We start from the raw sequence: 14,035 nt of genomic DNA, 5'->3' as shown, positions 1-14,035 counted from the left end.
GATCTCCGACATCGTCGTCAGTGGCCGGAGATCTACCCGTCCCGCCGGGGCCCTACGCGGTTTCGCCGCCTTCCGCGCGGCGCCGCCGGGACGCGTCAGAGCAGGTCGCGGAGTTCCTGGGTGGCGTACCAGAGGAGTTCGTGGCCCTCGGCGCCGTCCACGGTGAAGGACGCGTCGTCGTCGCCCGCGTCGGCGGCGGGCACGGCCCGGGCGGCGGCGCGCACGTCGGCCTCGGCCTCCGCGTCGTCGACGTGGCCGGACGCGATCTTCTTCCAGGGGACGGCGGCGGTGATCTCGACCCGGGCGGGTTCGTCCTCGTCGCCGAGCGGGCGGACCGACGCGTCCGGGACCTCGGCGGCCAGCACCACGCGGCGCGGGGCGCCCTCCGGATCGACGGAGAGCAGCCGCAGCGAGGCGCGCGCCGCGGCCGTCATCGCCGCGTACTCCAGCTCCTCGATGTCAGCGGCGGAGTACCACTCGCGGAGCGCCGGCGTGACCGCGTAGCCGATCATCGGAGCGGGGCCGGCCTCACGGTCCCTGTGGACCCGCGCGAGGTCGGCGAGCGTGGACGGCAGATAGACGCGCATGACCCCGTCAGTGTGCCACACCGCAGGTCAGGGGAGCAGTCCGAGGGACGCCAGGGCCGCGCGGGTGTCGTCCGCGCCGGTGTGGTGGACGCCGTGCATGCCGAGCGCCTCGGCGGCCCGGGTGTTGTGGACGATGTCGTCGATGAAGACGCACTCGCCCGGGGCGAGGCCGAGCCGTCCGACCGCGTGCCGGAAGATCGCCTCGTCGGGCTTGCGCAGGCCGACCTCGCAGGAGATCACCACGGCGTCGAAGAGCCCGGACCAGCGGTCGCGCGGGTAGGCGTTCCCCCACGAGTTGGACAGCAGGGCCGTCCGGACGCCGCTCTCGCGGACCTCCCGGAGCAGCGCGTACATCTCCTCGACCGGGGCGAATCCTGCGAACATCCGCTCGATGAGGCCGGGCGCGGCGACCGGGCCGCCGTCGACCGTGCGGAGCTCGGCGGCGAGAAGGCGCTCGAACTCGGCGGGGTCGAGCGAGCCGTCCTCCAGGCCGTGGATGGGGTTGAGGCCCGCGCCGTCGTACGCCTGCTTCACCCAGGCCCGCATGACGGTCCGGTAGCCGTCCGCGTCGATGCGGTCGGCGGCCAGCCAGGCGTCCACGGCCTGGTCGAGCGGGGAGGTCAGCACCCCGCCCCAGTCGATGATCACAGCTCGGGGGGTCACACCTTCGATGCTAGGAGACGTCTGATTCGTCCGGGAAGTCGCATCGGCTCCACGGTCTCCCCGGGCGCCGCCGGACGGACGGCCAGCACGAAGGCCAGGCACATCAGCGGGACGGCGGGAAGGACGTACCGGTAGTCGAACTGCGCGGTCAGCGACGGGACGACGATCAGGGTCGTCCCGATCAGCCAGGGCAGCAGGGCGTCCCAGCGGCGGCGACGGACCATGAGGACCAGGCCGCCGAGCGTGATCACGCCCACCAGGGTGCCGGGCAGGTAGGCGACCTTCTGGTAGCCGCCCAGAAAGGACGCGTACGGGCCGGTCGCCCTGGTCGGCGTGTAGCCGGGATCGTAGGCGCGCACGTACGGCTCGGCCGTCGGGTCGGGGTTGAAGGTCTTCGGGCCGAACAGGTAGTGCTCGTAGGTCGTCCGGTCCGGGAAGGCGGGGTGGTCCCAGCGGAACGTCCGGCCGAGGTCGGTCAGGGCGACCTGGGCGTAGTCGCCCGGCTGGTGGGTGATCGCGCGGACGGCGAAGTCGAACGCCAGCCGCTCGCCCTCGGGCGTGAAGCCGGTGGCCTCGACGCGGTAGCGCGGCGCGCGCGGCCCCCAGATGTAGGACTCGCGGACGGACCGGTGCTTCGGGTCGCTCGACAGGCACAGCGCCATCTGCTCGACCGGCACGTCCATCTTCTTGCAGTCGGCGAACGGCGCGACGCGTCCGTACAGGAAGACGCCGGTGCTGCGGGTCATCGTGAAGTCCCCGCGGTCGGCGGCGAACCAGGACGAGTAGGCCACGATCGGGATCACGCCCGCGACCGCCATGGCCACCAGGGTCCGCCAGCCCGTCCGCCGGACGACCATCACGAACGCCGCGACCACGAGCAGCGGCAGGCCCGCCGACCGGGTGATCGTCGCGAGGCCGAGCAGCAGCCCGCCCGCCGCCGCGAGGACGAGCGTCCGGCGTCCGGTCGCGCGCAGGAGCAGGACCGTGACGGCCGCCATGACCAGGAAGCCGAACAGCGTGTCCGACATGAGCATGTGCTCGAGCTGCACCTGGTTGCCGTCCAGCAGGACGGGGACGGTCGCCAGGGCCGCCAGCCACCGGGGCGCGCGCGCCCTGCGGGCGAGGACGTAGACCATGACCGCGACGGCGAGCCCCATGAGATGCTGGAGCAGCGACACCGCGGCCAGGCTCTGCAGCGGCTTGACCAGCCACAGGAACAGCGAGTACCCGCTCGGCCGAACCAGGTTCGGGTTGAGGTTGACGGCCCCCGACAGGTAGTCGTTGGAGTCCGGGAACCACATCACCCAGCGGTAACCGAGCATCGCCGTGCCGCGCAGCAGGACGCCCGCTCCCAGCAGCGACAGGAAGATCCAGTGCGTCCGGGCGAACGCGCGCGACCGCGCCGCGCGTGTCTTCGGCGGCCCGGCGGTCCCGGCGCCCGGGACGTCCTCCCGGACCGTCAGCTCGGTCATATCCGCCTCAGTCTAGGCAGGAACCCCCTCTGACCCGGTCGGCTTCCCCCCTGAACCGGCCCGGGCGGGCCCAACCCCCGCGCGCCTTCGAGCAGCCTGGGGCATCTGGCTGAGCTGTCGGGGAGCCTCCGGCTCGGAGCAGGCCGGGAGCCTCCGGCTCCGCGTCCGTTCGGGCGGGGACGCGGAGCCGGAGGCCCGGCCGGCCGGGGGCCGCAGCGGGTGCGGGGGCTGCTGCGAACCCCCGCCGGCCGGTGCCGGCTAGGCCGACTGGAGGCGCTGGAGGGCCTCGCGGACGCCGCCGTCGCTCTCCTCCAGGAGGACGGTGGCGCGGTCGGCGGGAACCTCGCCGAGCAGGCTGACCAGGGCCACGCGGGTGTTGCCGCCGGCCTCGGCCAGCGCCGCGGCGCAGGATGCGGAGTCCATTCCGGTCGCCTCGGTGAGGATGCGGACGAGGCGGGCCCGGAGCTTGGCGTTGAGGGCGTTCACGCTGACCATCAGGTTGGAGTAGGTCCGGCCCAGCCTGATCATGAGCGTGGTGGAGAACGAGTTGAGCACCAGCTTGGTGGCGGTGCCCGCCTTCATCCTCGTCGAGCCGCTGATCACCTCGGGTCCGGTGGCCAGCGGGATGTGGACGGCGACCTCGTCGCCGAACGGAGCCTTGGGGTTGCAGGAGATGAGGGCGGTGTGCGCCCCGGCGGCCGCGGCCGCGCGCAGGGCGCCGATCACGTAGGGGGTGCGTCCGGACGCGGCGACGCCGATCGCGACGTCGCCGGGCTGGACCGCGGCGGCGTCGGACGCGCCGAGGTCCACGTCGTCCTCGACCTCGGAGACGGCCTGGGTGAACGCGCCCGGGCCGCCCGCGTGGTGGGCGACGACCCGGTTCCACATGCCGAACGTCGGCGGCAGTTCCGCCGCGTCCAGCACGGCCAGGCGTCCCGAGGTGCCCGCGCCGAAGTAGTGCACCCGGCCGCCGCGCCGCAACGACTCCACGGCGAGGTCGACCAGGACGGCGAGCTCGGGCAGGACGGCCGCGACGACGGCGGGGACGGTGGCGTCCTCGGCGTTGATGCGGCGCAGCACCTCCAGGGTGGGGAGGGTGTCGACGTCGAGGGTCCGCGGGTTGCGGCCCTCGGTGGGCAGGTCAACCTCGATCACCGACGCCTCCGGTCGGGTCGCACGGTCCGGCCGCGGACCGCCTCGAACGTGGCCTCAAGGGCCTTTCGGGTAGAGCCGAAGGTGCGCTGCGCGACCCCGACGAACACGCAGTCGACCACCGTCAGCTGCGCCAGCCGGCTGGCCGTCGCCCCCGATCGGAACGTGGTCTCCCGCGCGGCCGTCGTCAGGATGAGGTCGGCGACGTCGGCGATGGGCGATTTGGGGAAGTTGGTCAGAGCTACCGTGGTGACCCCCTTGCTCTTGGCGACCTCCAGCGCGTCGATGGTCTCCACCGTCGCGCCCGTGTGCGAGATCCCGACCGCGACGTCCCCCGGGCCCAGCAGCGCGGCGCTGGTGAGCATGATGTGGGCGTCGGACCAGGCGTAGCAGTTCCTCCCGATGCGGTGGAGCTTCTGCTGGAAGTCCAGGGCGACGAAGGCGCTGGCGCCCACCCCGTAGACGTCCACGCGGTCGGCGGCCACGATGACGTCGACGACCTGCTCGAGCATCTTGATGTCGAGCTGGGACGCCGTCTCCTCGACGGCGCGGGCGTCGGCGAAGGTGACCTTCTCCACGATCTGCTCAAGGGAGTCGTCCGGACTGATGTCGCTGCCGATGACCCGTCCGCCGGTGGCGCTCTGGGCCCTCCCCGCCTCCGTCGCGAGGGTCAACCGCAGCTCTGGATAACCATGGAACCCGATCGCCCGGCAGAACCTGATGACCGTGGTCTCGGAGGTGCCGCAGTTCTGGGCGAGTTCGGTGATGGTCGAGTTCGCGACCCCCTCGGGATCGTCGATGACGCGTTGCGCGACTCTGCGCTCCGCCGGTGGAAGCGAGGGCAGCAGCGACCGCACCCGCACCACGGTGCTCAGCGGCGTCTGCGACGTCGCCTCGTCCCGTGCTGTCTCCCGGGTCGCCCCACCCCCACTACTCCCCGACTCTGAGCCGGTGGGTTTCCTCATGTAAGGAATTTTCTTACCCCCGCGATGTTCCGTCAACGGTAGAAACGGCTACGGTCGCCATGTGTTGACCCATTTGGCCGGTCCTTACGTGATCGGCATAGACGCGGGTGGCACGAAGACCCGCTGTGTACTGCTGACTCTCGGGGGAGCGCCGGCCGGGACCGGAACCGGCCCCGGCGCGAACCCGAATTCCGGAGGCGACACCGCGGGTGCCCTCACCACGGCCCTGAGTGAGGCCCTCGGCGACGTGGACCGATCTCTCGTCCTCACGGGCGTGTTCGGGATCGCGGGCGCCGGCTCGGCCGGACGTCCCGCGGCGGTCTCGGCCGCCCGGCGCGCCTGGCAGTCCTGCGGCCTGCGCGGATCCCCCGCCGTCGTGACCGACATCGCCGTGGCGTTCGCGGCCGGCACCAGCGCCCCCAAGGGCATCGTGGTGTTCTCCGGCACCGGCGCGGGCGCCGCGGTCATCAGCGACGGCACGATCGTGCGCCGCGCAGACGGCTACGGCTGGCTCGTCGGGGACGAGGGGTCGGCGGTGTGGCTCGGACGCGAGGCGGTGCGCGCAGCGCTCGCCGCGCTGGACGGCCGCAGCCGCCCGACCCTGCTCACCGAGTCGGTGCCGCGGGCACTGCTCGGCCAGGCCGTGCTGGCAGAACTGGGCGCCGTGACCCCCCGCCATCAGCGCACCCAACACCGTCCCGCCGCGACCCCCGCGCCCGCCCTGGCCTTCGCCGGGGCGGCCGTCAACGGGGCGTCGGCCGTCGCGGGCGGCACCACGACGCTGGCCCGCGGGCCGGCGCCGCGCCTCCCCCAGAACCCCGCCCTCGCGCAGGCCATCATCAAGGAGGTCTACGGCCGCCCGCCCGCGGCCCTCGGCAGGCTGGGCCCGGTCGTCGCCGCCGCGGCCGCCGCGGGGGACGCGGTGGCGCGCCGGATCACCGAGGAGGCCGCCGAGTGGCTGCTGCGCGACGTGGACGCCGTCCGCGCCGCGCTGACCGACCCGGCCGCCCCGGTCGTCATGCACGGCTCGGTGCTGCGGGACGGCCCGGTCGCCGACGCCGTCCGCACGGGACTGCGGCTCCGCTTCGGCGCCGACCCGCGGCGCGCGGGCGACGGCGCCGTCGGGGCCGCGTCCCTGGCGATGCGGCGGCTGGGATTCCCACCTCCGGAGTAGCCCCTCCGCCCCGCGCCGACGCCCCCTTCTCCGCTGGAACGTGCCATTTTCGCCACTCCAGGTGAGTGAGCGCTCACTCACCTGGAGCTTCGGTCCCGTTTGCGCGTCCCCGGATGATCATGCTTAGACTGGGGGCCTCGGCGACGGTCCCGGCTGACCGCGCCGGCCACGAACGTGGCGACCTCCGCATGGCTGCGCAGTTTCCTGTGCAGCGCCGTCCGGCCCCACGCGTCCTTCTCGAGGACGAAGGGGGCGTCCCCTCAGGCCCGGTGAGATCTCTCCTCGCCTCCTGAAACGGGATCGTCTCCCCCTGCCCGCAGTCTCTCCTCCGGGCACACCGCGCCAGGCCTCGGACGGCGGCGAACTCCGGTTCCGACGATCGAGGTCCCCTGACGTGCGCCGTCAGCCGAACCCCCCTGTCCAGCGTGTGCCGTCGGGCAGGGCGGACAGGCCCGCCCCGAGCACACCCCCCGATCCGCCGAATCCCCCAGGCGCGACCACGGCTCCGGCCCAGCCGGACGGCGCGGCCCAGGCCACGGCCCCGCCGGGTGTGCCGGGCAAGTCCGGGCGTCGCAGGCGGGCCAAGCGGAGAGGACGCGTCGCCGGGCGGCTGGTGCCCCGGAGGCGGTGGGCGCAGGTCTGCCTGGGGGTGGTGGCGGCCCTGCTCGTCCTGGTCGTCGGCGGGGTCACCGGGCTCTATGTGACGACGCCCCTGCCGACCGAGCCCCAGCGCGGGGTGACCGACGAGGGGTCGACGGTGTACTTCGACGACGGCCGGAGGCCGATCCTCCGGTTCGGGGCCAACCGGGAGACGGTCCGGCACGACCAGATCCCGGACCGGGTGCGGTGGGCGGTGCTGTCCGCCGAGGACCGGGGGTTCTACACCGGGCACGGGGTGTCGATGACCGGAACGTTCCGGGCGCTGTGGAACAACGCGTCCGGCGGGGACACGCAGGGCGGGTCGACGATCACCCAGCAGCTCGCCCGGAACTACTACAAGGGCCTGAGCCGGCGGCGGACGATGGGACGCAAGGTCAAGGAGATCCTGATCTCCGTCAAGCTCGCCCGGCAGCGGAACCGGGACCGGATCCTCGACCTCTACCTCAACACCATCTACTTCGGGCGGCAGACGTCCGGCGTGCAGGCGGCGGCGCGGGCCTACTTCGGCAAGGACGTGTGGCAGCTGTCGGTCGCCGAGGCGGCGCTGCTGGCGGCGATGATCCAGCGCCCGGCGTACTTCCGGACGCAGGGGAACGACGCCCCGGCCCGGGCGCTGCGCTACCGCTGGCGCTACGTCCTGGACGGCATGGTCGCGATGGGCAGGCTCAGCCGGAGCCAGGCGGACGCCCAGCGGTTCCCCCGGACCGTCCGGGAATGGCAGGGCGTCGGGGTCAGCGGGCAGGCGACGTTCGTCCGGCAGCGGGTCCTGGAGGAGCTGGAGGCCGCCGGGATCCCCGCGCAGAGCGTGGTCAACGGCCGGATGCGCATCCACACCGCCCTGAACGACGGCTGGATGCGGGCCGCCGGGGACGCCGTGCGCGGCGCGGGCGAGTCGCGCTGGGCCGCGTCGGTGCGCGGCGGGCTGGTGGCGGTCGATCCGAAGGACGGCGCCGTCCGGGCGTTCTACGGCGGGGATCCGGCGCGGAGCCAGTACGACTCCGTGTTCAACCCGGTCGCGCAGGTGGGGTCGACGTTCAAGCCGTTCGTCCTGGCGGCGGCGGTGCGGCGCGGCACCGCCGTCCGGTCGCGGGTGTACGGAACCTCGCCGCTGAACTTCGCCCCCGACGGGGAGCTGACACCGATGACGGCGCCCGGCATGAAGATCAAGAACGACGAGCACATCGGGTCGCTCGGCCCGGTGGACCTCGGCCGCGCGACGGCCCTGTCGGTGAACACCGGTTATATGAAACTGGCCTTCGAGACAGGGATCGGGAACGTCGTCCGGATGGCCGAGGACCTCGGCGTCCCCGAGCAGGCCCTGCGGCCGTACAGGGCGCAGGCGGGCGTGACGCTCGGCATCCCCACGATCCCGGCGGTGCGGCAGGCCGCCGCCTACGCGGCGTTCGCCAACGGCGGCATCGCGATCACCCCGCACCTGGTCACGCGCGTCGTGGACGCGTCCGGCCACGACGTCCCGCTGCCCTGGACGCGGACGGGCGCGCGGGTCCTGAGCCGCGAGCAGTCCGCGCAGGTCAACTGGGCGATGCGCCGGACGGTCACCGAGGGCACCGGACGCCGCGCCGCGCTGCCCGGACGGGTGAGCGCGGGCAAGACCGGCACCACCGACCACAATCGCGCCGCCTGGTACGTCGGGTACGTCCCGAACCTGTCGACGGCGGTGATGATGGCCGACACCCGCGGCCGGACGCTGCGGGACGCCGCGCGCCGCCCGATCTCCGGCGAGGACGCCCCCACGGTGATCTGGCACGCGTTCATGGCGAGGGTCTCCGGTTCGCTGCCCGTCCAGGCGTTCGACGAGCCCGCGTTCACCGGGACCGTCCGCGACTGGACCGACAGCCGCGTCCCGGTCCACCTCGCGCCGCCGCCGTCCGGCCGTCCGGGAGCGGCCGGTGCACCCGGGCGGGGACCGGGCAGGACGCCGCCGCCGTCCGTCGATCCGAGACCGAAGGGGGCCGGGAGGGCCCGGCGGTAGCCCCGGGGCCCTGAGGCCGGGCCTGTGACGCGGGCCCCGTGACCCACCGTGGTCTTGGACAGCGCGCCACGCTCCGGCTACCGTCGCCGGAGTCAGATCACGGACTGGTCACGGCTTCGGGAGTACTGTGCGCGCTTCACAACCCTCCTTCCCCGGCGGGGTCGCGCTGGTCGCGGCCCTGTCCGCCACGCTGGCCGCCACGCTGGCCGGATGCGGTGGAGACGCAGAGGCCGGAAAGAGCGGCACGGAGTCCGCCCCGAAGGCGTCCCCGGCGGCGAAGCCGGACTGGATCCCCGGGTACGTCGCCAGGCTGACCCCCGCCGAGAAGGTCGGCCAGCTGTTCGTCCCCACGGTGGGCGACGCGGCCCAGGGCCGGGAGATGGTCCGCCGGTACCACGTGGGCGGCGTCATCTACTTCCCGGAGAACCTGCGGACGCCGCGGTCCACCGCCAAGCTGTCCAACGCGCTGCAGAAGGCGTCCAAGATCCCGCTGACGATCGGGGTGGACGAGGAGCAGGGCATCGTGTCGCGGACGCCGTTCGTGACCCGCTTCCCCGGGAACATGACGCTCGGCGCGTCCCACCGTCCGGCGGACGCCCAGGCCGCGGCGCAGGCGACCGGGGCCGAGCTGCGCGCGGTCGGCATCAACCAGAACTACGCCCCGGACGCCGACGTCAACGTCAACCCGGCGAACCCGGTGATCGGCATCCGCTCGTTCGGCGCCGATCCCGCGCTCGTCGCGCGGATGACGCGCGCGGCCGTCGCCGGATACCAGCAGGCCGGGGTCGCCGCCACGGCCAAGCACTTCCCCGGGCACGGCGACACCGCCACCGACAGCCACACCGGACTGCCGGTGATCAGGCACGACAGGGCCACCTGGGAACGCCTGGACGCGCCGCCGTTCGAGTCCGCGGGCGCGGACGCCGTGATGTCCGCGCACATCGTGGTGCCCAAGCTGGACGACAGCGGCGACCCCGCGACGCTGTCCAGGAACGTCCTGACCGGGCTGCTGCGGGAGAAGCTGGGCTTCCAGGGCGTGATCGTGACCGACTCGCTCCAGATGGAGGGCGTCCGGGAGAAGTACAGCGACCGGTCGGTGCCGGTCCGCGCGATCAACGCGGGCGCCGACCAGCTGCTGATGCCGCCGAGCCTGCCCGTCGCGTACAAGGCGGTGCTGAAGGCGGCCAAGTCCGGCAAGATCCCCCAGGCCCGGCTGGACGACGCGGTGGCGCGGATCCTGCGGCTGAAGGAGCGCCGCGGCCTGTTCCGGGGCACGCAGGTCGACCCGGCCAAGGCGGAGGGCCAGGTGAACACCTCCGAGCACCACGCGCTCGCGCGCAGCGTCGCCGAGCACGGGGTGACGGTCGTCCGCAACGACGGGAACACCCTGCCGCTGAAGGGCCGCACGGTCTTCGTCACCGGCCCGAAGAGCGGCCAGATCGGCGCCGCGCTGCGAGCGGCGGGCGCGAAGACGGCCGACTCGCTCGGGCAGGCGGACGTCGCGGTGCTCACGACGCTGAACCGGGGCGCGGCCAGCACCGCCGCGAGCGCCCGCTCCCTGGCGTCCAAGCCGACCGTCGTCGCCGCGCTCGGCTCGCCCTACGACCTGGACAGGGCCCGCACGGCGAAGGCGCTGGTCGCGACCTACTCGTCCACCGGGCCCGCGATCACCGCGCTCGCACGCGTCCTGTCCGGGCAGGTCAAGCCGACGGCGAAGCTCCCCGTCCCGGTCGCCGGGCAGCCCGTCGGCGCGGGCGTCTCCTACTGAACCCGACCGGGCGGGGCCGGGCATGACGAAGGCGGGGGCACCGTTCGGATGAGCGGTGCCCCCGCCTTTTGACCGGTCAGAGACCGAGGTCCGCCAAAGCGGGCAGTGCCCCGCGGGCGGCCTGCCTCGCCTCCCCTGCGGAGCGGGAACCGCGCGCGGCCTCGGCGGCCTCGCGGCATTCGTCCAGCGTGTGGTGGGCGAGGGCCGCGCGGACGAGCGGCAGCGACGGCGCGCTCATCGACAGCGACGTGACGCCCAGGCCGACCAGGACGCACGCCAGCACGGGGTCGCCCGCCGCCTCGCCGCACACGCCGCAGGGGATCCCAGCGGACGCGGCGGACGCGACCAGGTCCAGGACGGCGGGCTGCCACGCGTCCTGGAGGTGGGCGAGGCCGCCGATCTGCCGGTCGGCGGCGCAGGCGTACTGGGTGAGGTCGTTGGTGCCGAGGCTGAAGAACTCCACCTCGGACGCCAGGTCGCCGGCGCGCAGCGCCGCCGCCGGGACCTCGATCATGACGCCCGGGTGCTCGATCCCGGCGTCCCGGCAGGCGGCGGCGAAGAACGCGGCCTCCTCGGCGTCGGTCACCATCGGGGCCATGACCTGCAGCTTCGCTGCCTGCCCGGACGCGGCGCGGGCCAGCGCGGACAGCTGGGCCGCCAGGACGTCCGGGTGGCGGCGCAGCATGCGCAGGCCGCGCTCGCCGAGCGCCGGGTTCGGCTCCGCGCCGGGCGGCGGGAGGAACGCCAGCGGCTTGTCGGCCCCGGCGTCCAGGGCGCGCACGACGACACGCCCGCCGGGGAACGCCTCCAGGACCTCGCGGTACGCGCGCTCCTGCTCCTCGTCGGACGGCGGGGTCGCGCGGTCGAGGAAGAGGAACTCGGTGCGGTAGAGGCCGACGCCCTCGGCGCCGTTCTCGACCGCCGCCGGGACGTCCTTGGGCCCGCCGATGTTCGCCAGCAACGGCACCGGATGGCCGTCCTTGGTCCGCCCCGGGCCGGTCGCGCGCGCGAGCACGGTGGCCCGGGCGGCGGCGGCGTAGCGCGCGGCGGACACGGCCGCACGCGGCGGGTTCACCACGACCGTCCCGGCCTGGCCGTCCACCAGGACGAGCGTCCCGTCGGCGAGGTCGGTGGCGCCGGGCAGCGCGACGACCGCGGGCACGCCCATGGTGCGGGCGAGGATCGCGGTGTGGCTGGTCGGGCCGCCCTCCTCGGTGACGAACGCGACGACCTTGGCCGGGTCGAGCACGGCGGTGTCGGCGGGCGCGAGGTCCCGCGCGACCAGCACGAACGGCTCGTCCGACTCGGGCACGCCGGGCATCGGCAGGCCGAGCAGGCGGGCGACCGTGCGGTCCCGGATGTCGTCGAGGTCGGTGACGCGGGCGGCGAGGTACTCCCCCGCGCCCGCGAGCAGCTCGCGATACACGCCGAACGACTCGAACACCGCGCGGGCCGCCGCGCGGCCCTCGCCCGCCTTGGCCCTGACGCCGTCGGCGAGGCCGGGGTCGCGGGCCATGAGCGCCTGCGCGTTCAGGACGTCCTGGCCGTCCTTGTTCCCGACCTCGGCGGCGACGACGCCGCGCGCCTCCAGGTCATCGGCGACGGCGGCGAGCGCGGCGAGCGCCGCGGCCGTCTCGGCCTCGGCGTCACCGGCGGGCAGGACGTCGGCGGACGGCTCGGGGACGGCCCCGGCGATCCCGCGCACCGGGCCGAACCCGACGCCCGGGCTCACCCCCGCCCCGCTCAGTTCCACGGAGTCGCCGGAGGTCCCGGCGCCTGACTCGGCGGCGTTCCCCCGCTCAGGCATTCTCGGGCTCGGGCGTGGACAGCAGCGCCTCCAGCGTGCCCAGGAGCTCGTCCGCGCCGTCGAAGTCGGCGGAGATCACGATCTCCTCGCCGTGCCTGGCGTCCAGACCGAGCACGGCCAGGATGCTCTTGGCGTTCACCGGCGTGCCGCCGGTCTTGGCCACGGTGACGTCGCCCGGCGCCTTGGCCGCGGTCTGCACGAACAGCGCGGCCGGGCGCGCGTGCAGCCCCACCTTGGACTCGATCTTGACCTTGCGCTCGCTCACTGGTCCTTCTTCTCCTCGGTGTCCCGGATCCGCAGTTCGGGTCCGGGAGTCACGGTCACTTGCCGCAGATCGGCCACCACGTGCTGCGCGGCGCGCAGCGCGGCGGACGGCTGCGTCGTGGTGATCCCCACGACGGTCATACCCGCGTCCCGCGCGGCGGCCACGCCCGCGGGCGCGTCCTCGAACGCCACGGCCTCGTCCGGCGGGACGCCCAGGCCGCGCGCGGCGGCCAGGTAGCCCTCGGGATCGGGCTTGCCGACGACGACGTCGTCGGCGGTCACGATCAGGTCCATCAGCTCCAGGACGCCCAGCACGTCCAGCAGGTCGTGGGCGTAGCCGCTGATCCCGGACGTCACGACCGCGGTCGGGACGCCGAGCCCGCGCAGCGCCCGGACGAGCTCGACCGCGCCCGGGACGGGCTCGGGGACGGGCATGTCCGGGTCGGCGCCGTAGGCCATCACCTCGTGGAACAGCTCCTCGACCGTCCGGCCGGGGAACAGGTGCAGGCGGTCGCCGAGGACCTCGCGCCCGCGCCGTCCCGCGAACGAGGCCAGCTCGGCCTCGTCGTGGGGGACGCCGTGCGCGTCGAAGAGCCGCGCCCACATCACGCGGTTGCGCGGCTCGGTGTCGATCAGCGTGCCGTCCAGGTCGAAGACGGCGGCGCGGACCGGCAGCCTGGTCAGCTCCATACGAACAGCTCGGCGCCCTGGTTGACGCCGCCGGACTCCACGACGTCCGACAGGGCCTCGGCGGGCGCGTCGAGCGCGACCACGGCGCAGATCGGCGAGCGTCCGCCCGCCTCCACCGCGGCCGGGTCCCAGGCGACCAGCGGCTGGCCCGCCGTCACCCGGTCGCCCTCGGCGGCCAGCAGTTCGAAACCCTCGCCCTTGAGCTGGACGGTGTCGATGCCGAGGTGCACCAGCACCCCGTGGCCCTCGTCGTCCACCACCACGTAGGCGTGCGGGTGCATCTTGACGATCTTCCCGGTGACCGGGGCGATGGCCTTGCCGGGCTCGCGGGCCGGGTCGACGGCGGTGCCGGGGCCCACCATGGCCTGCGCGAACACCGGGTCCGGCACGCCGGCGAGCCCGACGACCCGCCCGCCGACCGGGGACAGAACGCGTGTCATCGGTCCTCCTTGCGGGGTCAGTCGAGGATGTCTTCGATGTCGGTGGCGATCGTGTCGGCCTCGGGGCCCACGACCACCTGGACGACGGAGCCGGACCGCATGACGCCGAACGCGCCGGCGGCCTTCAGGCCAGCCTCGTTCACCAGGCCCCCGTCCTTGACCTCGGTGCGGAGCCGGGTCGCGCAGGGCTCGATCTCGATGATGTTGTCGGCGCCGCCCAGCGCCGCGATGATGTCCTCGGCCTTGGCCATGGCGGGTGTTCCTCTCGATCTCTTGTCCGGCCGCGACCGGCCGGGGGCCGGTCGGAGCGGTGTCGGTCCGTCGTGCCGGGCGGGCCGTACGGTGGCCCGCCCGCGTGTCGGTCGGTCTGTGTCAGTCGGTCTGCGCGTCAGTCGGTCTG

General features: G+C 74.2%; 13 protein-coding genes. 3 read left to right on the top strand and 10 right to left on the bottom strand.

Annotation, left to right across the window (positions count from 1 at the left end; all coding sequences use genetic code 11):
- Positions 1-95: 95 nt before the first annotated feature.
- From P696_RS0133340 to P696_RS0133320, 5 genes are all read right to left on the bottom strand, one after another.
- Complete coding sequence (locus P696_RS0133340; RefSeq protein ID WP_026415726.1) at positions 96-587, bottom strand: DUF6912 family protein; 492 nt, start codon at positions 585-587, stop codon at positions 96-98.
- Positions 588-614: 27 nt separating this feature from the next.
- Positions 615-1,250, bottom strand: a complete 636-nt coding sequence (locus tag P696_RS0133335) for an HAD family hydrolase (RefSeq protein ID WP_425394172.1) — start codon at positions 1,248-1,250, stop codon at positions 615-617.
- Positions 1,247-2,722 (bottom strand): hypothetical protein, encoded by a 1,476-nt coding sequence (locus P696_RS49745; RefSeq protein WP_051468458.1) that lies wholly within the window; start codon positions 2,720-2,722, stop codon positions 1,247-1,249. The genes P696_RS0133335 and P696_RS49745 overlap by 4 nt, the downstream gene beginning before the upstream one ends.
- A 258-nt stretch (positions 2,723-2,980) precedes the next feature.
- Positions 2,981-3,877: an N-acetylmuramic acid 6-phosphate etherase gene (locus P696_RS0133325; protein WP_026415724.1), complete on the bottom strand. Its 897-nt coding sequence runs from the start codon at positions 3,875-3,877 to the stop codon at positions 2,981-2,983.
- On the bottom strand, positions 3,874-4,839 hold the full coding sequence (locus P696_RS0133320; protein ID WP_084338600.1) for a MurR/RpiR family transcriptional regulator: 966 nt from the start codon (positions 4,837-4,839) through the stop codon (positions 3,874-3,876). The genes P696_RS0133325 and P696_RS0133320 overlap by 4 nt, the downstream gene beginning before the upstream one ends.
- 61 nt (positions 4,840-4,900) lie before the next feature.
- On the opposite strand from P696_RS0133320, the gene P696_RS0133310 reads away from it, so the two are divergent.
- The 3 genes from P696_RS0133310 (at position 4,901) to P696_RS0133300 (ending at position 10,434) form a co-directional block, all read left to right on the top strand.
- Positions 4,901-6,013, top strand: coding sequence for an N-acetylglucosamine kinase (locus P696_RS0133310; protein ID WP_342669049.1), 1,113 nt, complete (start codon positions 4,901-4,903; stop codon positions 6,011-6,013).
- A 613-nt stretch (positions 6,014-6,626) separates the two neighbouring features.
- A complete protein-coding gene (locus tag P696_RS49740) occupies positions 6,627-8,666 on the top strand; it encodes a transglycosylase domain-containing protein (protein WP_157430076.1) in 2,040 nt (679 codons plus the stop codon).
- A gap of 127 nt (positions 8,667-8,793) precedes the next feature.
- Positions 8,794-10,434: a glycoside hydrolase family 3 protein gene (locus P696_RS0133300; RefSeq protein ID WP_051468456.1), complete on the top strand. Its 1,641-nt coding sequence runs from the start codon at positions 8,794-8,796 to the stop codon at positions 10,432-10,434.
- Positions 10,435-10,510: 76 nt separating this feature from the next.
- On the opposite strand, the gene ptsP is transcribed toward P696_RS0133300, so the two are convergent.
- The 5 genes from ptsP to P696_RS58925 are packed head-to-tail and all read right to left on the bottom strand — an operon-like array spanning position 10,511 to position 14,027.
- Positions 10,511-12,241 carry a phosphoenolpyruvate--protein phosphotransferase gene (ptsP, locus tag P696_RS0133295; protein WP_051468455.1) on the bottom strand — a complete coding sequence of 577 codons (1,731 nt, stop codon included), beginning with the start codon at positions 12,239-12,241 and terminating at the stop codon, positions 10,511-10,513.
- Positions 12,234-12,506 (bottom strand): HPr family phosphocarrier protein, encoded by a 273-nt coding sequence (locus P696_RS0133290; protein ID WP_026415720.1) that lies wholly within the window; start codon positions 12,504-12,506, stop codon positions 12,234-12,236. Before P696_RS0133290 ends, ptsP begins: the two co-directional genes overlap by 8 nt.
- The gene (locus P696_RS49735) at positions 12,503-13,195 is read right to left on the bottom strand and encodes an HAD family hydrolase (RefSeq protein WP_034488248.1); all 693 of its coding nucleotides are present in this window, start codon (positions 13,193-13,195) and stop codon (positions 12,503-12,505) included. The genes P696_RS0133290 and P696_RS49735 overlap by 4 nt, the downstream gene beginning before the upstream one ends.
- On the bottom strand, positions 13,186-13,635 hold the full coding sequence (locus P696_RS0133280) for a PTS sugar transporter subunit IIA (RefSeq protein ID WP_026415719.1): 450 nt from the start codon (positions 13,633-13,635) through the stop codon (positions 13,186-13,188). Before P696_RS0133280 ends, P696_RS49735 begins: the two co-directional genes overlap by 10 nt.
- Before the next feature lie 17 nt (positions 13,636-13,652).
- Positions 13,653-14,027 carry a PTS sugar transporter subunit IIB gene (locus tag P696_RS58925; protein WP_281175026.1) on the bottom strand — a complete coding sequence of 125 codons (375 nt, stop codon included), beginning with the start codon at positions 14,025-14,027 and terminating at the stop codon, positions 13,653-13,655.
- Positions 14,028-14,035: the final 8 nt, after the last annotated feature.

Origin of the sequence: Actinomadura oligospora ATCC 43269 (assembly GCF_000518265.1) — a bacterium.
Lineage (GTDB): Bacteria > Actinomycetota > Actinomycetes > Streptosporangiales > Streptosporangiaceae > Spirillospora > Spirillospora oligospora.
This window is presented reverse-complemented; position numbering and strand designations above follow the sequence as displayed.

Excerpts from the sequence above, each read along its gene's own strand:
- P696_RS0133280 (WP_026415719.1), bottom strand. The coding sequence starts at position 13,635 with ATGACACGCGTTCTGTCCCCGGTCGGCGGGCGGGTCGTCGGGCTCGCC.
- ptsP (WP_051468455.1), bottom strand. The coding sequence starts at position 12,241 with ATGCCTGAGCGGGGGAACGCCGCCGAGTCAGGCGCCGGGACCTCCGGC.
- P696_RS0133340 (WP_026415726.1), bottom strand. The coding sequence starts at position 587 with ATGCGCGTCTATCTGCCGTCCACGCTCGCCGACCTCGCGCGGGTCCAC.
- P696_RS49745 (WP_051468458.1), bottom strand. The coding sequence starts at position 2,722 with ATGACCGAGCTGACGGTCCGGGAGGACGTCCCGGGCGCCGGGACCGCC.
- P696_RS0133320 (WP_084338600.1), bottom strand. The coding sequence starts at position 4,839 with ATGAGGAAACCCACCGGCTCAGAGTCGGGGAGTAGTGGGGGTGGGGCG.
- P696_RS49735 (WP_034488248.1), bottom strand. The coding sequence starts at position 13,195 with ATGGAGCTGACCAGGCTGCCGGTCCGCGCCGCCGTCTTCGACCTGGAC.